Annotated in this window: 13 protein-coding genes and 1 pseudogene; 5 read left to right on the forward strand and 9 right to left on the reverse strand. The window is 73.6% G+C overall.

Going from position 1 to position 14,656, the window contains the following annotated elements; translation table 11 throughout:
• Positions 1-72: 72 nt before the first annotated feature.
• The 4 genes from IE271_RS20720 to IE271_RS20735 form a co-directional block, all read right to left on the reverse strand.
• Entirely contained in the window at positions 73-483 is a 411-nt protein-coding gene (locus tag IE271_RS20720) for a VOC family protein (protein ID WP_190191867.1), read from the reverse strand.
• Between the two features lie 212 nt (positions 484-695).
• Positions 696-2,966 carry a S9 family peptidase gene (locus IE271_RS20725; RefSeq protein WP_190191868.1) on the reverse strand — a complete coding sequence of 757 codons (2,271 nt, stop codon included), beginning with the start codon at positions 2,964-2,966 and terminating at the stop codon, positions 696-698.
• A complete protein-coding gene (locus tag IE271_RS20730; protein WP_190191869.1) occupies positions 2,942-4,723 on the reverse strand; it encodes an N-acetylglutaminylglutamine amidotransferase in 1,782 nt (593 codons plus the stop codon). The genes IE271_RS20725 and IE271_RS20730 overlap by 25 nt, the downstream gene beginning before the upstream one ends.
• 218 nt (positions 4,724-4,941) lie before the next feature.
• On the reverse strand, positions 4,942-6,150 hold the full coding sequence (locus IE271_RS20735; protein WP_190191870.1) for a carboxylate-amine ligase: 1,209 nt from the start codon (positions 6,148-6,150) through the stop codon (positions 4,942-4,944).
• Positions 6,151-6,471: 321 nt separating this feature from the next.
• Between IE271_RS20735 and IE271_RS20740 the strand changes: the two genes are divergently transcribed.
• On the forward strand, positions 6,472-6,933 hold the full coding sequence (locus tag IE271_RS20740; RefSeq protein ID WP_190191871.1) for an STAS domain-containing protein: 462 nt from the start codon (positions 6,472-6,474) through the stop codon (positions 6,931-6,933).
• Between the two features lie 117 nt (positions 6,934-7,050).
• Here IE271_RS20740 and IE271_RS20745 read toward each other — a convergent pair whose 3' ends face one another.
• Positions 7,051-7,320, reverse strand: coding sequence for a GlsB/YeaQ/YmgE family stress response membrane protein (locus tag IE271_RS20745; RefSeq protein WP_190191978.1), 270 nt, complete (start codon positions 7,318-7,320; stop codon positions 7,051-7,053).
• Between the two features lie 333 nt (positions 7,321-7,653).
• On the opposite strand from IE271_RS20745, the pseudogene IE271_RS20750 reads away from it, so the two are divergent.
• From IE271_RS20750 to IE271_RS20755, 3 genes and pseudogenes are all read left to right on the forward strand, one after another.
• Positions 7,654-8,396 (forward strand): annotated as a pseudogene (locus tag IE271_RS20750) (SDR family oxidoreductase); the annotation flags it as partial.
• 154 nt (positions 8,397-8,550) lie between these two features.
• Positions 8,551-8,703: a hypothetical protein gene (locus tag IE271_RS43605; RefSeq protein ID WP_308435195.1), complete on the forward strand. Its 153-nt coding sequence runs from the start codon at positions 8,551-8,553 to the stop codon at positions 8,701-8,703.
• Between the two features lie 20 nt (positions 8,704-8,723).
• A complete protein-coding gene (locus tag IE271_RS20755; RefSeq protein ID WP_308435196.1) occupies positions 8,724-9,014 on the forward strand; it encodes a MarR family winged helix-turn-helix transcriptional regulator in 291 nt (96 codons plus the stop codon).
• A gap of 60 nt (positions 9,015-9,074) precedes the next feature.
• Here IE271_RS20755 and IE271_RS20760 read toward each other — a convergent pair whose 3' ends face one another.
• Positions 9,075-9,500, reverse strand: coding sequence for an SRPBCC family protein (locus IE271_RS20760; protein WP_190191872.1), 426 nt, complete (start codon positions 9,498-9,500; stop codon positions 9,075-9,077).
• 869 nt (positions 9,501-10,369) lie between these two features.
• Here IE271_RS20760 and IE271_RS20765 point away from each other — a divergent pair.
• Entirely contained in the window at positions 10,370-11,242 is an 873-nt protein-coding gene (locus IE271_RS20765) for an SGNH/GDSL hydrolase family protein (protein WP_190191873.1), read from the forward strand.
• Positions 11,243-11,321: 79 nt separating this feature from the next.
• Here IE271_RS20765 and IE271_RS20770 read toward each other — a convergent pair whose 3' ends face one another.
• The 3 genes from IE271_RS20770 to IE271_RS20780 form a co-directional block, all read right to left on the reverse strand.
• Positions 11,322-11,990: a Type 1 glutamine amidotransferase-like domain-containing protein gene (locus IE271_RS20770; RefSeq protein ID WP_190191874.1), complete on the reverse strand. Its 669-nt coding sequence runs from the start codon at positions 11,988-11,990 to the stop codon at positions 11,322-11,324.
• 116 nt (positions 11,991-12,106) lie between these two features.
• Positions 12,107-13,552: a GntP family permease gene (locus IE271_RS20775; RefSeq protein ID WP_190191875.1), complete on the reverse strand. Its 1,446-nt coding sequence runs from the start codon at positions 13,550-13,552 to the stop codon at positions 12,107-12,109.
• Between the two features lie 96 nt (positions 13,553-13,648).
• The gene (locus IE271_RS20780) at positions 13,649-14,635 is read right to left on the reverse strand and encodes a Bug family tripartite tricarboxylate transporter substrate binding protein (protein WP_190191876.1); all 987 of its coding nucleotides are present in this window, start codon (positions 14,633-14,635) and stop codon (positions 13,649-13,651) included.
• Positions 14,636-14,656: the final 21 nt, after the last annotated feature.

The following is a 14,656-nucleotide window of genomic DNA, read 5'->3' on the forward strand; positions in this document are numbered from 1 at the left end:
CCGCGGGCACCTCGCCGCCCGCCGCGGCGGGCGGCGAGGTGTGCGCGACCGCCGGTCCGACGGCCGGACGGCTCAGCGGAGCTCCTGGATGCGGACCAGGTTGCCCGCGGGGTCGCGGAAGGCGCAGTCGCGGACGCCGTAGGGCTGCTCGGTCGGCTCCTGGACGACCTCGGCGTCGGCGGCCTGCACCTTCTCGAAGGTGCCGTCGAGGTCCCGGGTGGCCAGCAGGATCCAGCCGTAGGTGCCCTTGGCCATCATCTCGGCGATGGTGCGGCGCTCGTCCTCGGTGACGCCCGGGTCGGCGGCCGGCGGCGCCAGGAGGATGGACGTGCCGGGCTGGCCGGCGGGACCGACCGTGATCCAGCGCATCCTGCCCTGCCCGACGTCGCTGCGGACCTCGAAGCCGAGGACGTCGCGGTAGAAGACCAGGGAGGCGTCCGGGTCGTCGTGCGGGAGGAAGGTCGTGTGAATGGTGATGTCCATGCCCGCCACGCTAATGGGCGCCCCACGGACGACGCTTCTCGATTCCTGCTCGATCCGGTCCCCGTCCTCCGTCGTGGAGGACGGTGTCCAGCCCCGGCACGCAGGTCCCGGAATCCACGTCGCCGAGTCCGCCGGGACCTCCTGGACGGCCGTCGGCCCGGCGTCACCCGGCGCGCGGAGCGGGCCTCCGGTCGACGGGGCCCGCTCCCGGGTCAGCCGGTGAGGTGTCGCTCCAGCCAGTCCGCGGCGGTCCGGCGGAAGAGGCGGCGGTTGTCCGCGCGCTGGAACTCGTGCCCCTCGTTGCGCAGGGTGAGCAGTTCGGCGGGGATGCCGCGTTCGCGTGCCGCCCGTACGAACTGCTCCGACTCCTCCGGCGGCACGTTGGTGTCGTACTCGCCGTGCACGGCGAGCAGCGGCACGCGCAGCGCGTCGACGCGGCTCATCGGGGACAGCGCGTGCAGCAGGTCGCGGTCCCGTCGCGGGTGGCCGTACTTGTGGGCGGCCGACTGCGCGATCCAGGGTTCGGTCCCCTCGAAGAACGTCGCGAAGTCCGACATGCCGCAGACCGCGACCCCGGTGCGGAAGAGGCCGGGGTGCCACACCAGGGAGGCGAAGGTCAGGTAGCCGCCGTAGGAGCGGCCCATGACCGCCAGCCGCGCGGGGTCGGCCGGGCCGGCCGCGACCGCGTGGGCCGCGCAGTCGGCGATGTCGTCGATCGCGGCGAACCGGCCCGTGCCGAGGTCGGCGTCGACGAAGGACCGGCCGTGCCCGGAGGAGCCCCGGACGTCGGGGGCGAAGACGTCGATCCCGCGCCCCAGGATCTCGTGGTAGAGCGGATCGAGGACGGGGCGTTCCTGCTCCTCGGGCCCGCCGTGCAGGTGGACCACGCAGGGCGCCGGTTCACCCGCGCCCCGCCCCGGCGCACGGTAGTACCAGCCGCTCAGGGGCAGGCCGTCGCGTGCCGCCAGGCGCAGGGGCACCGGCCGTACGGGCGGGCGGCCCGGCGGGACCGCGTCCTCGTCGCGGGACGACCACGGGGTGCGCAGCAGGGACGTGCCCTCGGGGAGCCACCACACGCCGGGGCGGCGCTGGGAGCCCGACAGGGCCAGCACCAGCCGCCCCTCCCCCGCGGTCTCGACGCGGGTGACCACTTCGTGGGGCAGCGGCACCGGCCGCGGCGCGCCCGTGCGGGCCGTGACCGTGCCGATGCGGTCGGCGGCGGCACCGGAGGTGGACACGTCGGCGGTCTCCAGCTCGTTCCGGCCCTGGACGTTCCACGCGAGGACGGCCGTGCGCCCGTCGCGGGAGAAGCCCAGCAGCTCCAGGCCGCTGTCCGCGCGTTCGGCCGCGACCGAAAGACCGCGCAGGTGCCCTTCGGGGTCGAGGCCGGCGGCGAGCAGCGCCGCGAACTCCCGGTCGGCGTCGCTGCGCAGCCACAGCACGTCCGCCTCGGGCGAGAACCGGCCGATCCACGGGTCGTGGTCGGCCACCGGCACCACGCACGTCCTGGCCAGGTCGCGGGTGCGGATCACCACCGCCTCGCGCCGTCCGCGCGGGCCGCGGCGCAGCAGAGCGAGCCTTCCGTCGCGGCTGAGGTCGCACACGCGCAGGGTGGCGGCGTCCGTCTCGGTGGCGAGCAGGACCGGGGCGGCCACGCCGTCGGGGTCGATCAGGTAGGCCGACAGCCCGTCCCCGGGCCCGGCGGCGGGCGCCGGCCGCCCTCCCGGGACGGTCGTCCCGCTCACGGCGAAGGGCCCGGTGCCGGTGTGCGCGGCCGCGCCGAGGAGGACGGCCCGGCCGTCGCGGCCGGCCCAGCCGGCCGGCAGGGGGCCGGTGTGGGCGCCGGTGTCCGCGAGGCCGTGCTGCGCCGGGTGGTGGTCCGTGCCGTCCCCGGGGCGGGCGGCGGCCGGTGCGGCCACGGTGACGGCCACGGCCGAGCCGTCGTGCGCCCAGCAGCCCAGGTGGGCCGAGGTGCCCGGCTCGGCCCCGGCCAGGACGCGACGGCCGGTGCCGTCGGGGCGTACGCACAGCACCCGCGAGCGCTCGCCCCCGCCGGGCGCGGTCGTGTAGGCGATCCAGCGGCCGTCGGGCGACCACGCCACCTCCTGTACCGGGTCGGGCCCGGTGTCGAGCAGGCGGGCCTCGTCGGCGTCGACCGGCCCCGCCCACAGCTGCGGCAGGCCGCCGCGGTCGCAGACGAACGCCACCTGCGTGCCGTCCGGTGCCGCCGAGGGGTACCAGCAGCCGTGGGCGGTGAGCCGCGTGACGGGGTCGCGCGGGCCGGAGGCGTCGGCCAGGAGGACCTGTGCCGGGGCGGCGAGGGCGGAGCCCTGGGGATCGGTGCCTCTCTCCGGCGTGGCCGGGCCGGTGCCCGGCGGCCGGCGGAGGAAGGGGGCGGCGGGCTGCACGGCGCCCGCGGCGCGCCTGCCGTGCGCGCCGGGGCCGCCGTGCCGGTCGGTCAGATTCCGTGCGTCTGCAGCCATATCTCCAGCAAAGCTACCTGCCACAGGGCGTTCGCCCCGCGCTTGGTCCGGTGCGCGTCGGGGGCCGCGAGGAGTTCGGCGACGTACGACTCCTGGAAGATCCCGCGCTTCCTCGCCTCCGGCGCGCCCAGCGCCTCCCGCACCCGCTCCAGGACGGGTCCCGCCATGTGCTTGATCGCGGGGACCGGGAAGTACCCCTTGGGGCGGTCGACCACGTCGGCCGGCAGCAGCTTGCGGCCGGCCTCCTTCAGGACGCCCTTGCCGCCGTCGGCCAGCTTCAGCTCCGGCGGGCAGGCGGCCGCCAGTTCCACCAGCTCGTGGTCCAGGAACGGCACGCGGGCCTCCAGGCCCCAGTCCATGGTCATGTTGTCGACCCGCTTGACCGGGTCGTCCACGAGCATGACGTGGGTGTCCAGGCGCAGGGCCGCGTCCAGGGCGGTCTCCGCCCCCGGCGCCGCCATGTGCTCCCGTACGAAGCGGGCGGAGACGTCCTCGTCCGGCAGCATGTGGGGCTGGAGCATCCGCGCCAGGTCGGAGTGGGGCCGGTCGAAGTAGGTCTCGGCGTACTGCCGCGGCTCGTCCTCGCGGGCGGCCGACGCCAGCTCCGGGTACCAGTAGTAGCCGGCGAACACCTCGTCGGCGCCCTGCCCGCTCTGGACGACCTTGACCTCCTTGGCCACCTGCTCGGACAGCAGGTGGAAGGCGACCACGTCGTGGCTGATCATCGGCTCGCTCATCGCCGCGATCGCTCCGTCCAGGGCCGTCGAGACCCGGTGGGAGGGCACCATCAGCTGGTGGTGGTCGGTGGCGAACTCCTTGGCGACCAGGTCGGAGTAGCGGAACTCGTCGCCCTCCTCACCGCCCTCGGACTCGAACCCGACGCTGAACGTCGCCAGGTCGCGCTGCCCCTCGTCGGCCAGCAGCGCCACGATCAGGCTGGAGTCCAGGCCGCCCGAGAGCAGGACGCCCACGGGCACGTCGGCCACCATCCGGCGGCGCACGGCGGTGCGCAGCGCGTCCAGGACGGCGTCGCGCCACTCGGTGGCGGTCATGTCCGCGTACTCGGCACGGCGCGTGTACGACGGCTGCCAGTAGCGGTGGTCGCGGTGGGTGCCGTCCGGCTCGACGACCCGGACCGTGGCGGGCGGCAGCTTGCGCACGCCGGCCAGGACGGTGCGGGGCGCCGCCACGGTGGCGTGCCAGCTGAGGTACTGGTGGACGGCCGCCGGGTCCAGCGAGGTGTCCACGTCGCCGGCCGCGAGCAGGGCGGGCAGCGAGGAGGCGAAGCGCAGCCGCCCGGGCGTCTGCGCCAGGTACAGCGGCTTGATGCCGAGACGGTCGCGGCCCAGCACCAGGCGTCCGCTGCGGTGCTCGAAGAGTACGAAGGCGAACATCCCGTGGAAGTGGTCGACGCAGTCGGTCCCCCACTCCAGGTAGGACCTGAGCACGACCTCGGTGTCGGAGGTCGACTCGAAGCAGTGGCCGAGGCCCTGGAGCTGTGCGCGCAGCTCCTTGTAGTTGTAGATGCAGCCGTTGAAGACGCCCGTGACCGTGCCCCCGGCGTCGGTCATCGGCTGCGCCCCGAGATCGGACAGATCGATGATCTTCAGTCGCCGGTGTCCGAGCGCCACGGGGCCCTGCGTCCAGATGCCGCTGCCGTCGGGACCGCGCGCCGCCAGCCGGTCGCTCATGCGCTCGACCGCCGCGACGTCGGGCCGCCCGCCGTCGAAGCGGATCTCTCCGCTCAGACCGCACATCAGGCCTCACCCCCTCGGCTCGCCTGCGCACGCCCGGACGGTGTGACCTGGGCGCGCGTGCCGGAGGGGACGGGGACACGACTGCTGGACATGGTGGTACTTCTCCTTGGGGACCGGAGCAGGTGGGGAACGTGCTGGGCACCGCCGGGCAGAAGCGGGTCTTCGCGCCCGGACGTACCGGCGTTCATGACATGGGTGGCGTTCATGGTCTCTCCAGGTCAGCGCCCGGCGGTCTCCGCCGGGTCGGCGTCGGCCGCGCCGACCGTGTCTTCCACGCCGAGCGTGCCGGCCGCGGCCGAAGCGCTCCGCCGCGTCGCGGCCGAAGCGGTCCGCGGGTTCCTGCGGTCGCCCCGGGTCTCGGCGACGGCCAGGTCGACGCAGGCCAGCAGGTCCTCGTCCGCGGCCGTGCGGCGCAAGCGGTGGGCCGCGCTGCCGTCCGCGAGGGCCTCCTCGGCAAGGGCCCGGACGGTGGTCCAGTCGCCGTCGGCCTCCAGCGCCGGACGCAGGTGCCACAGCAGGTCCCGCACGACCTGGGCGGCGGGTGCCTCACGGCGGGTGCGGGGGTCCACCAGGGCTCCTTCGAGACCGGACCTGGCGGCCCGCCACGCCGCGCCGCGCAGCCACTCGTGCCGCTCCCGGCAGGCGGGGGCGCCGGAGGCCGCCAGCCGCTCACGAGCCTGCGTCACCAGGGCGCGGAACAGCCCGGCGATCAGGACGACCGTCTCCGCCCGCGGGCAGGCATCGCATATGCGCAGCTCAAGAGTCTGCTGGTGGGCGGAGGGGCGTACGTCGTAGTAGATCATCCCGGCGTCGCTGATGACGCCCGAGCCGATGAGCTCCCCCACGGCCGCGTCGTACTCGGCCGCGTCCGTGAAGCAGCCGATCGGGCCGGCGGTGGGCCACCGCTGCCACAGCATCGTCCGCCAGCTCGCGTAGCCGGTGTCCGCGCCCAGCCAGAACGGCGAGCTGGCGGACAGGGCGAGCAGCACGTGCAGCCACGGGGCGACCTCGCACATGACCCGTACGGCCGTGTCGCGGTCGGGGACGTCCACGTGCACCTGCGCGCCGCAGATCAGCTGCTCGTCGGCGACCGTGCGGTACTCGTCGACCATGTGCCGGTAGCGGAGGTCGTCGGTGGGGTGCACGGCCGAGGTGCGGGCCAGGGGGACCGTGCCGGCGGCCACGACGGCCAGTCCCTGTGCCGAGGCGGCCGCGTCGAGCCGCCGCCTGCTGCTCCTCAGGTCGTCGTACAGGTCGCCCAAGGACGCGTGCACGCCGCTGTTCGACTCCACGGCGGACTGCTGCAGCTCGGTCGTGAAGGTGCGTCCGGGAAGCCGCTTCAGCACGTCGTCGGCGCGCGGCACCAGCAGACCCGTCTCCACCTCTACGACGTGGAACTCCTCCTCCACTCCGATACGAACGGTCACTGCCACTCCTAGAGACAGGGGCGAACGCCAGGCGCCTCGCCCCGGGTTCCGACTGCCGCCGAGCCTTTGCGGTGGCGGATTATGCACTTGGGAGTGCCCCGGGAGGACCCGGATAAGCCTGAACGGCTCATCGGACACTTTCGCCCCACAAGTGAGCAGGACGACACAATCGGTGACGACCGCCCCTTTGAACTCCGGCGTACGCAGTACGGGCAGCGGATGACTTTCCAGGCGTGATGTCCACCGGAGCGGGCATCCGAGAGGGCGGCCAGGAGACGAGGCCGCGCCTGCCGTCCTGCTCTTTTTCTGGGGGAGTGAACCTTGAACGCAAACAGTTACCGCCTGGACCGCGTCCACCAGGTCGTCGAGCTGCGCGACACCGCGGACGTGGACGACATGGCGACGGCCGAGCGCCACCTGCACGGTCTGCTGGGGCGCTCCAGGACGCCCGCCGTCATCCTGGACCTGCACGACACACACCTGTCGCAGGCGGCCGTGCACCTGCTGATCCGCGCACGCCGGTCCACCGAGCGGAGCGGGGTCTTCCTGTGCGTCACGGCCCGGTCCCCCCAGGTGGCCGAGACGCTCCGCGAAGCCGGCCTGGAGAACATACTGCGGGTCACCCGCACCCTGTCGGAGGCCCGGGAGAGGACCGCGGTGTGCTGCCCGGCCGCCCAGCCGCCGCTCACCCACACGGTCCGGGCGCGGGTGCGGACGGGCCTCTACCGCTTCGTCTGCGCCGCCCCGAAGCGGCGCGCGGACGTGACGGCCGAGCGCCGCTGAGGGACCCCTCGGCACGACCGCCGGCCCGCCGTCCGGGACAGCGGCACATCGGTCAGCACAGCGCGGTGGGCGCCGGAAGGATTCCGGCGCCCACCGCGCTGTGCTGCGACGACCGCGTCAGGCGTGGTGACGCCGGCCCGCGACCGCCCGGTAGACCACGAGCAGTATGAGGGAGCCGATGATCGCCGACAGCCAGGTGGAGAGGTCGAAGAAGCCGTCCATCGGGTCGACCCCGAACAGCGCCTGGGCGAGGAAGCCGCCCAGCAGGGCGCCCAGGACGCCGAGGATCATCGTGATGACGATGCCGCCCGGGTCGCGGCCCGGCAGCAGGAACTTGGAGATGGCACCGGCCAGCAGGCCCAGGATGATCCAGGCGATGATTCCCACGCTCACACACTCCAAAGGTCGGGGCCGAGGTGTCCGTCGCCACCGCGGCAACAGGTGATGACACGCCGCTTGCCCCGCCCTTGTGCCGGCAAACGGCCCTCAGCGCCAACTGCTCCCTCCGGTCGTCGCGTTCAGCCGCGGGGCGGGCTCGCGCCGCGCCGTCGCGTCGCGTGCGCCCGGCGCGGGCGCGCCCTGTGCGGGCCGTCGCGGGAGAGCTCGCACCATTTAGTTGACGCGTCATCCATGCAGGGCCACGTTGATTGAGATTTAAACAAACCCCCGGGACCGGCGGAGGAGCCGGCCTTCGGGACCGGCATGGAGCAGGAGAGCGTCATGGGACAGCCGGACGGCAGGACCGTCGTCGTCACGGGCGGCACCAGCGGAATCGGGCTCGCGGCGGCCCGCAGGTTCGCCGAGGAGGGCGCCCACGTCTACGTCACCGGCCGGCGCAAGGAGACCCTGGACGAGGCGGCCGCCCTCATCGGCGGGGCCGTGACCACCGTCCGGGCCGACAGCGCCGACCCGGCGGACCTGGACCGCCTCTACGCCACCGTCGCCGAGCGAGGAGACCGCGTCGACGTCCTGTTCGCCAACGCGGGCGGCGGCGAGTTCGCCCCGCTGGAACAGGTCACCGAGGAGCACTTCGACGCGACGTTCGACACCACGTCAAAGGTGTGCTGTTCACGGTGCAGAAGGCCCTTCCGCTGCTGAACGACGGCGCCTCGGTGATCCTCACCGGCTCCACCGCGGCGACGGTGGGCAGCGAGGCGTTCGGCGTCTGCGGCGCCTCCAAGGCGGCCGTCCGCTCCTTCGCGCGCACCTGGGCCAACGAGCCGAAGGGGCGGGGCATCCGCGTCAGCGCCGTCGTCCCGGGGCCGATCGAGACCCCCGGGCTCAACGGACTCGCGCCCGACGACGAGCAGGCCGCGGACCTGCGGGACCAGCTCGCGGGCACCGTACCGCTGGGGCGCATGGGCCGGCCAAAGGAAGTGGCCTCCGCGGCCCTCTTCCTGGCCACCGCCGAGAGCAGCTTCGTCACCGGCACCGAGATCTACGTCGACGGCGGCGCCGACCAGGCATGGGAGGTCCGGGCGCGGCAGCCGGCCGCCTTCGGCGGCCGCGCCCCGTCCCCGGCCACCGGAACCGGACGACGCGACACAGTGGCATCGGGCCGGAGCGGGCGCCGGGGCGACGACGCATGATGCGTCAGCCTTCTCGTAGGGTGGCCCCATGAGCGCAGAACCCCGCTGGCTGACGGAGACCGAGGAACAGGCGTGGCACGGACTGCTGCGCATGCACGATCTGCTGGTCAACCGGGCCGGCCGCTCCCTCCAGAGCGAGTTCGGGCTGTCCGCCACCGGCACACCGTCCTCGCCGAGCTGACGCGCGCTCCGGACGGGCGGATGCGCATCTCCGAGCTCGCGCAGGTCCTGGACTGGGAGAAGAGCAGGACGTCGCACCACCTGGCGCGCATCGTCAAGCGCGGTCCGATCGCCCGCGAGGAGTGCGCCGACGACCGGCGCGGGGCGTTCGTGACCGTCACCCCGGAGGGCCGGAGCGCCATCACCGCCGCCGCCCCGCGCCACGTGGAGGACGTCCGGCACTACTTCCTGGACCACCTCACCCCGGGCCAGGTCACCCTGCCGGCGGAGATCGCCGAACTGGTCGTCCGGCGGAACAGCACGGCGGACTGACCGTCCCGCGCCACGGGCGGGCGGACCTGGGCCCGGGTCCTGAGGGTGGTGCCTGCGAGGTCAGGAGGCCGCCGCCGTCTCGGCCAGCTTCTGGAACTCGCCGAGGTCGTAGTTGGCGAGTGCGGAGTCCAGGTTGGTGAGCGCGCCGAGGCGCTCGACGAACCCCTTGGGGTCGTACTCGATCTGCAGGGTCACCCGGCTCGCCGTGTCGCTCAGACGGTGGAAGGTGACCACGCCCGCGTGCGAGACGCCCTCGACGGTGTGCCAGGCGATGCGGTCCTCCGGGACGACCTCGGTGAGTTCGGCGACGAAGTTCCTGTCGGCTCCCGGCAACTGCAGCTGCCAGGCGAAACGACGCTCGTCCAGCCTCTCCACCAGGCGTACGTGGCTCAGGAAGGACGGCCACCGGGTCACATCGCTCCAGAGTTCCCATGCGACGGCCACAGGCGCTTCGATGTCGACGGTCTCCACCAGGGACGCGGACACGTGGTACCTCTCCTCCGGTCGGTTCGGGGCGGGCCCGACGGTTGCAGTGCGAAGCGGATACCCGCGCCCGGGCGACGCACACGGTCCGCCCGAGGAACGAAGGCGTCGCCGCCGGGCCAGGCGCCACGGTGTCGACGGCGGTGTCCCGGCCGCCCGGCTCACGGGCGAGGAGGAGTACGAACCTCTCGACGGCCGCCCCGGAGGAGCGCGGACGGCCGGAACCCGCCAGTCCCGTGACCCCGTGGTGCGCGCAGGTGACGCACCGTCAGATATGCGGAACCGTCATGGTCAACACCCTTTCGGGGAAACCGACTTGAACTCGTGCGGCCGGTCGGGGCGCGACGTCACGTTGTTGAACTGCGGCGAACCGGCGTCCCGGTGTTCCGGTCGGGCACCTGGCGGCCCGACGTCCCGGCCGGGTGCCCGACCCCTAGGGCACCCGGCTCCTCGGGCACCCGGCCCCTCGGGCACCCGACCCCTCGGGCGCCCGGCCCCTCGGATGCCCGGCTCCTCCTACACCGGGGAACGCGGACGACCACCCCTGTCCCGAGCCCCCCGGCCGTCCCTCTCCCGACGCGCCGCGACCCCGACGACGCATGTCGTGAGCGTTTCAAGAAGTTCGGTCAACAACGTTGACGCCTGGTCGAGGCGCCTGCACATTACTTATTGGTAGCACCACGCAGTAACCCCCCGTCCGGTACTCCGCGGTCATCGTCGTGCGCTCCTCCGGCCATGGCGCGACCCTCGGTACTCCCCTGCTCGAGCCGCCGCATTCTCGCAGACCAGCACGGAGCGCGGGCATCGCCGTACCCCTCGCGGGCACCGCCGTGCCCGCGGTCCCGCGTCCGCCTCCCGAGAAGAGAGAGCACATGCCGATGCACGCCTCACGCCGTGTCATGGCCGCGACAGTAGCTGCCGCCGGAGCGCTGGCCCTCAGCCTCACCGGCACCACCGCGCACGCCGCCGCCCCCCTCGACTACGCCGCCCTGGGCGACAGCTACAGCGCGGGCTCGGGCGTCCTGCCCGTGGACGCCAGCAATCTGCTGTGCCTGCGCTCCACGGCGAACTACCCCCACGTCATCGCCTCCAGAACGGGCGCCCGCCTGAAGGACGTCACCTGCGGAGCCGCCCAGACCAAGCACTTCACCACCTCCCAGTACCTCGGAGTCGGTCCCCAGGTGAACGCGCTCGACGCGGGCACCGACCTGGTCACGCTGACCATCGGCGGCAACGACAACGGCACCTTCATCAACGCCATCACGGCCTGCGGCTCCGCGGGAGTGCTCAGCGGCGGCAAGGGCAGCCCCTGCAAGGACAAGCACGGCACCACCTTCGACGACCAGATCGACGCGAACACCTACCCCGCGCTCAAGGCCGCCCTCCAGAGCGTCCGCGCCAAGGCGCCCAACGCCCGCGTGGCGGCCCTGGGTTACCCGTGGATCATGCCGGCCGCCGCCGACCCGTCCTGCTTCGCGAAGCTGCCGATCGCCTCCGGCGACGTCTCCTACCTGCGTGGCATACAGGCCCACCTCAACGCGGTCGTCAAGCGGGCCGCCGAGGAGACCGGCGCCGTCTACGTGGACTTCTCCCAGGCCTCCGAGGGCCACGACGCGTGCAAGGCCGCCGGCACCCGGTGGATCGAACCGCTCCTCTTCGGTACCAACATCGTCCCCGTCCACCCCAACGCGCTCGGCGAGCGGCGCATGGCCGAGCGCGCCATGAGCGTCCTCGGACTCGGCTGACCCGACGACCCGCCCCTCCGGCGGCCGTGCGGTGTCTCCCGGCCGCCGGAGGGAGTGCCGGGGGACACCGCGCGCCGGGTCACGGGTGGAACCGCCACCGGCCTTCGGTGACGACGTCCACCGCGTCACCGCTGACGCGCAGGGCCGTGTCGTCGTCGATGAAGTAGACCGGGAAGTCCGCCCGCGCGACGATGCGGTCGGCCCAGGCGTCGTCCCGCTCCGGGAAGTCCGGCGCGTACAGGTGCGGCTTGAGGTACCAGTCGAAGAGGCCGAACGGTGGCTCCAGGGTCGTCGCACCGAGTGCGTGCAGGTCCGCGGTGTCCCCGATCACCTCGGCGGAGCGCTCGTCCAGCCGCCGGCTGAAGATCATCGAGCCGGCGCTCACCCCCACGTAGACCCGGCTCTCCAGCGCTTCCAGGAAGCCGTCGGCCAGGTCGTTGCCGGTGATGCTGCGCGCGAGGTGGTAGTGGTTGCCGCCCTCGACGTAGACGACGTCGGCGCGCAGCAGGCGGTCGAGCACCGTCTGCCGCGGCAGGCCGTTCAGCTCCAGGACGTCGAACGTCCGCCAGCCGAGGCCGTGCACCCGGTTCAGGTCCTCGACGAGCCACCCGTGGTCCCCGGGCTCGGCGACGGACGCCGTGGGGACGAACACGACGTCCGCCGACCCGAACGGCTTTCCCAGCATGTCCCGCAGCGCGTCCCGCAGGGTGTCGTTGCGCAGGCCGCTCGACGTCAGGAGAAGATTCACCGGGTGATCCCACCACGGCCGGCAGCCCCGTGCAACACACCGGCTCGGAGGCGTACGGCCGTGCCGCGCACGGCCCGGCGGACGGGGCGTGCGCGGCACGGCCGCGCAGGAGGCACCTAGGCGAACAGCGACAGCAGGAGCGCCATGCCGAGGCCGAACACACTGACCAGTGTCTGCACCGCGGTCTGGGTCTTGGCCGCCTGGGTCAGGTCCATGCCGAAGGACTCCTTCACCAGCCAGAACCCCGCGTGGTTGACGTAGTTCAGCCCGATGGAGCCGGCGCCGATGGCGACGACGAGCAGGGACGCCTCCAGGCCGCCGTTCCCCCCGATCAGCGGGGCCACGATGCCGGTGGCGGAGACGATGCCGACGGTCGCCGACCCCGTGGTCAGCGACAGCAGGAGGGCGATCAGCCAGCCGAGGAGGATGACACTGACGTGCGCGCCCTCGGCCGCGGAGGCGATCGCGTCGCCGATCCCGGAGTCCTGCAGGACCTGTTTGAAGGCCCCTCCGCCGCCGATGATGAGGAGGATCGCTGCGACCGACTTCAGGCTCCCCGTCAGCGACTCGCGGATCTCCTCCCCCGACCGGCCGCCGCGGACCAGTGTCACACCGAGTGCGAAGAGCAGTCCGGCGAGCATGGCCACCAGCGGCTCGCCGGCGAAGGCCAGCGCCGCCGCGAGTCCGCCGTCCTCGTCGAGCACGGTCTCGGCCAGGGTGCGCAGCAGCATGAGGACGACCGGGACCAGTACGGCGGCCACGGCGAGACCGGTGGGGACGCCCTCGCGGGGCCCGCCCCCGGTGTCCGGCCGCGCACCGGAACCGTCGGCGCCCGTGGCGGGGGCGTGCCGCGTGCCGGCCGCCCCCTCGGCCCCGGTGAACTGGGCGACCAGCGCGGCGTCCGGCCGGACGCCGGGGAGGCGCGGGGCGATCCAGCGCGCGTAGACCGGACCGGACAGGATGACGGTGGGGACGGCGCAGACGAAGCCGACCAGCAGGGTCAGGCCGAGATCGGCGTGGAGACCGGTCATGGCGGTCAGCGGTCCGGGGTGGGGCGGCAGCATGCCGTGCAGCGTGGACAGGGAGGCGATCGCGGGCACACCGAGCAGGACGTAGGGGGAGCCGTTGGCACCGCCGCGCTCCTCCATGCGGCGGGCCACGCTGAAGATCAGCGGCAGCAGCACGATCAGCCCGATCTCGAAGAACATCGGGATGCCGATGACGAAGGCGGCGGCCCCGACCAGCCAGGGCAGCCCGCGGGGGCTCGCGCGGCCGACGAGGGCGCGGGCGATGGCGTCGGTGGCCCCGGAGTCGGACAGCAGCCGGCCCAGCATGGCCCCCAGCGCCAGGGTGACACCGACGTCGCCGAGGGTGCCGCCGGCGCCCTCCTCGATCGACCCGGTCAGGTCGGCCACGGGCTCGCCGGCGACCAGCCCGGTGGCGACGGTCACCACGATCAGCGCGACGAACGGATGCACCCGCAGCCGGCCGTTGATCAGGTAGATGAGGGCCGCGATCGCCACGGTCAGGATGAGCAGCAGCCACCAGGTGTGTGAAGTCATGCGGGTGCCTTTCGAAGGGCATAGGGGTCGTGCACGACCGGTCGGGCCGGTCCTGCCGGGGAGGTCCTGCGGGGAAGGTCCGCGGCGGCGGACGGGTCAGTCGAGTCCGAGGCGGGCGATCAGGCGGGCCACGGCCCTGTCCTGCTGCTCCAGGTAGTCCTCGAAGGCGTCCCCCGTGGCGAAGGCGTCGGTCCAGCCGCGCCGGGCGAGTGCCGCCTTCCACTGGGCGGAGGCGTGCAGCCCGGTCAGCGCGTCGGTCCAGCGCTCGCGGTCCGAGGCGCTGATGCCGGGCGGGGCCACGATCCCCCGCCAGTTGCTGAAGACCAGGTCGATGCCGCGGGCCCGCAGGGTCGGCACACCGGGGAGGGTGGCGGCCGGACGGTCGCCGGTGACGGCCAGGACCCGCAGCTGCCCGGCGTCGATCTGGTCGAGGTACTCCCCGACCCCGCTGGTGGCGAAGTCGACCTCGCCGTCGAGCAGCGCGGGCAGCAGGTCGCCGCCGCCGCCGTCGTAGGCCCGGTAGTCCACCTCGCGCGGGCCGATGCCGACGGCCTCCGCCAGCTCCATCGCCAGGAGGTGGTCGGGGCCTCCCCGCGAGGAGCCGCCGCCGACCGTCAGTGCGGCGGGGTCCTTGCGCCACGCGGCGACGAGGTCGTCGACCGTGCGGTAGGGCGAGTCCTCGCGCACGACCACCGTGCCCGGCTCCCCCAGCAGCCGGGCGATGGGGGTGGTCCGCTCCACGGTCACCCGCGCGTGCGCCATGTGCGAGGAGCCGACGACGCCAAGACCCATCTGGAGGGCGAGGCGGCCGTTGCCGCGCTCGTCCACCAGACGCTGCAGACCCACGGTGCCGCCCGCTCCCGGCAGATTGAAGACCTGCACGTCGGAGGCGCTACCGGTCTCCCCGAGGACCCTGGCCACGGTGCGCGCGGTGGTGTCGTATCCTCCCCCCGGAGTGTTCGGAACCATGATCCGCAGGTCACTGCCGGGGCTGCCGCCCGCGCCGGGCCACGCTCCGCAGCCGGCGGAGGACAGGAGCGACAGGGCCGCCAGGACGCGAAGGGCGCGTGCGCGAGCTCTCACGGCCCCTCTCTTTCACGGTCG

Origin of the sequence: Streptomyces minutiscleroticus (assembly GCF_014650875.1) — a bacterium.
GTDB lineage: Bacteria > Actinomycetota > Actinomycetes > Streptomycetales > Streptomycetaceae > Streptomyces > Streptomyces minutiscleroticus.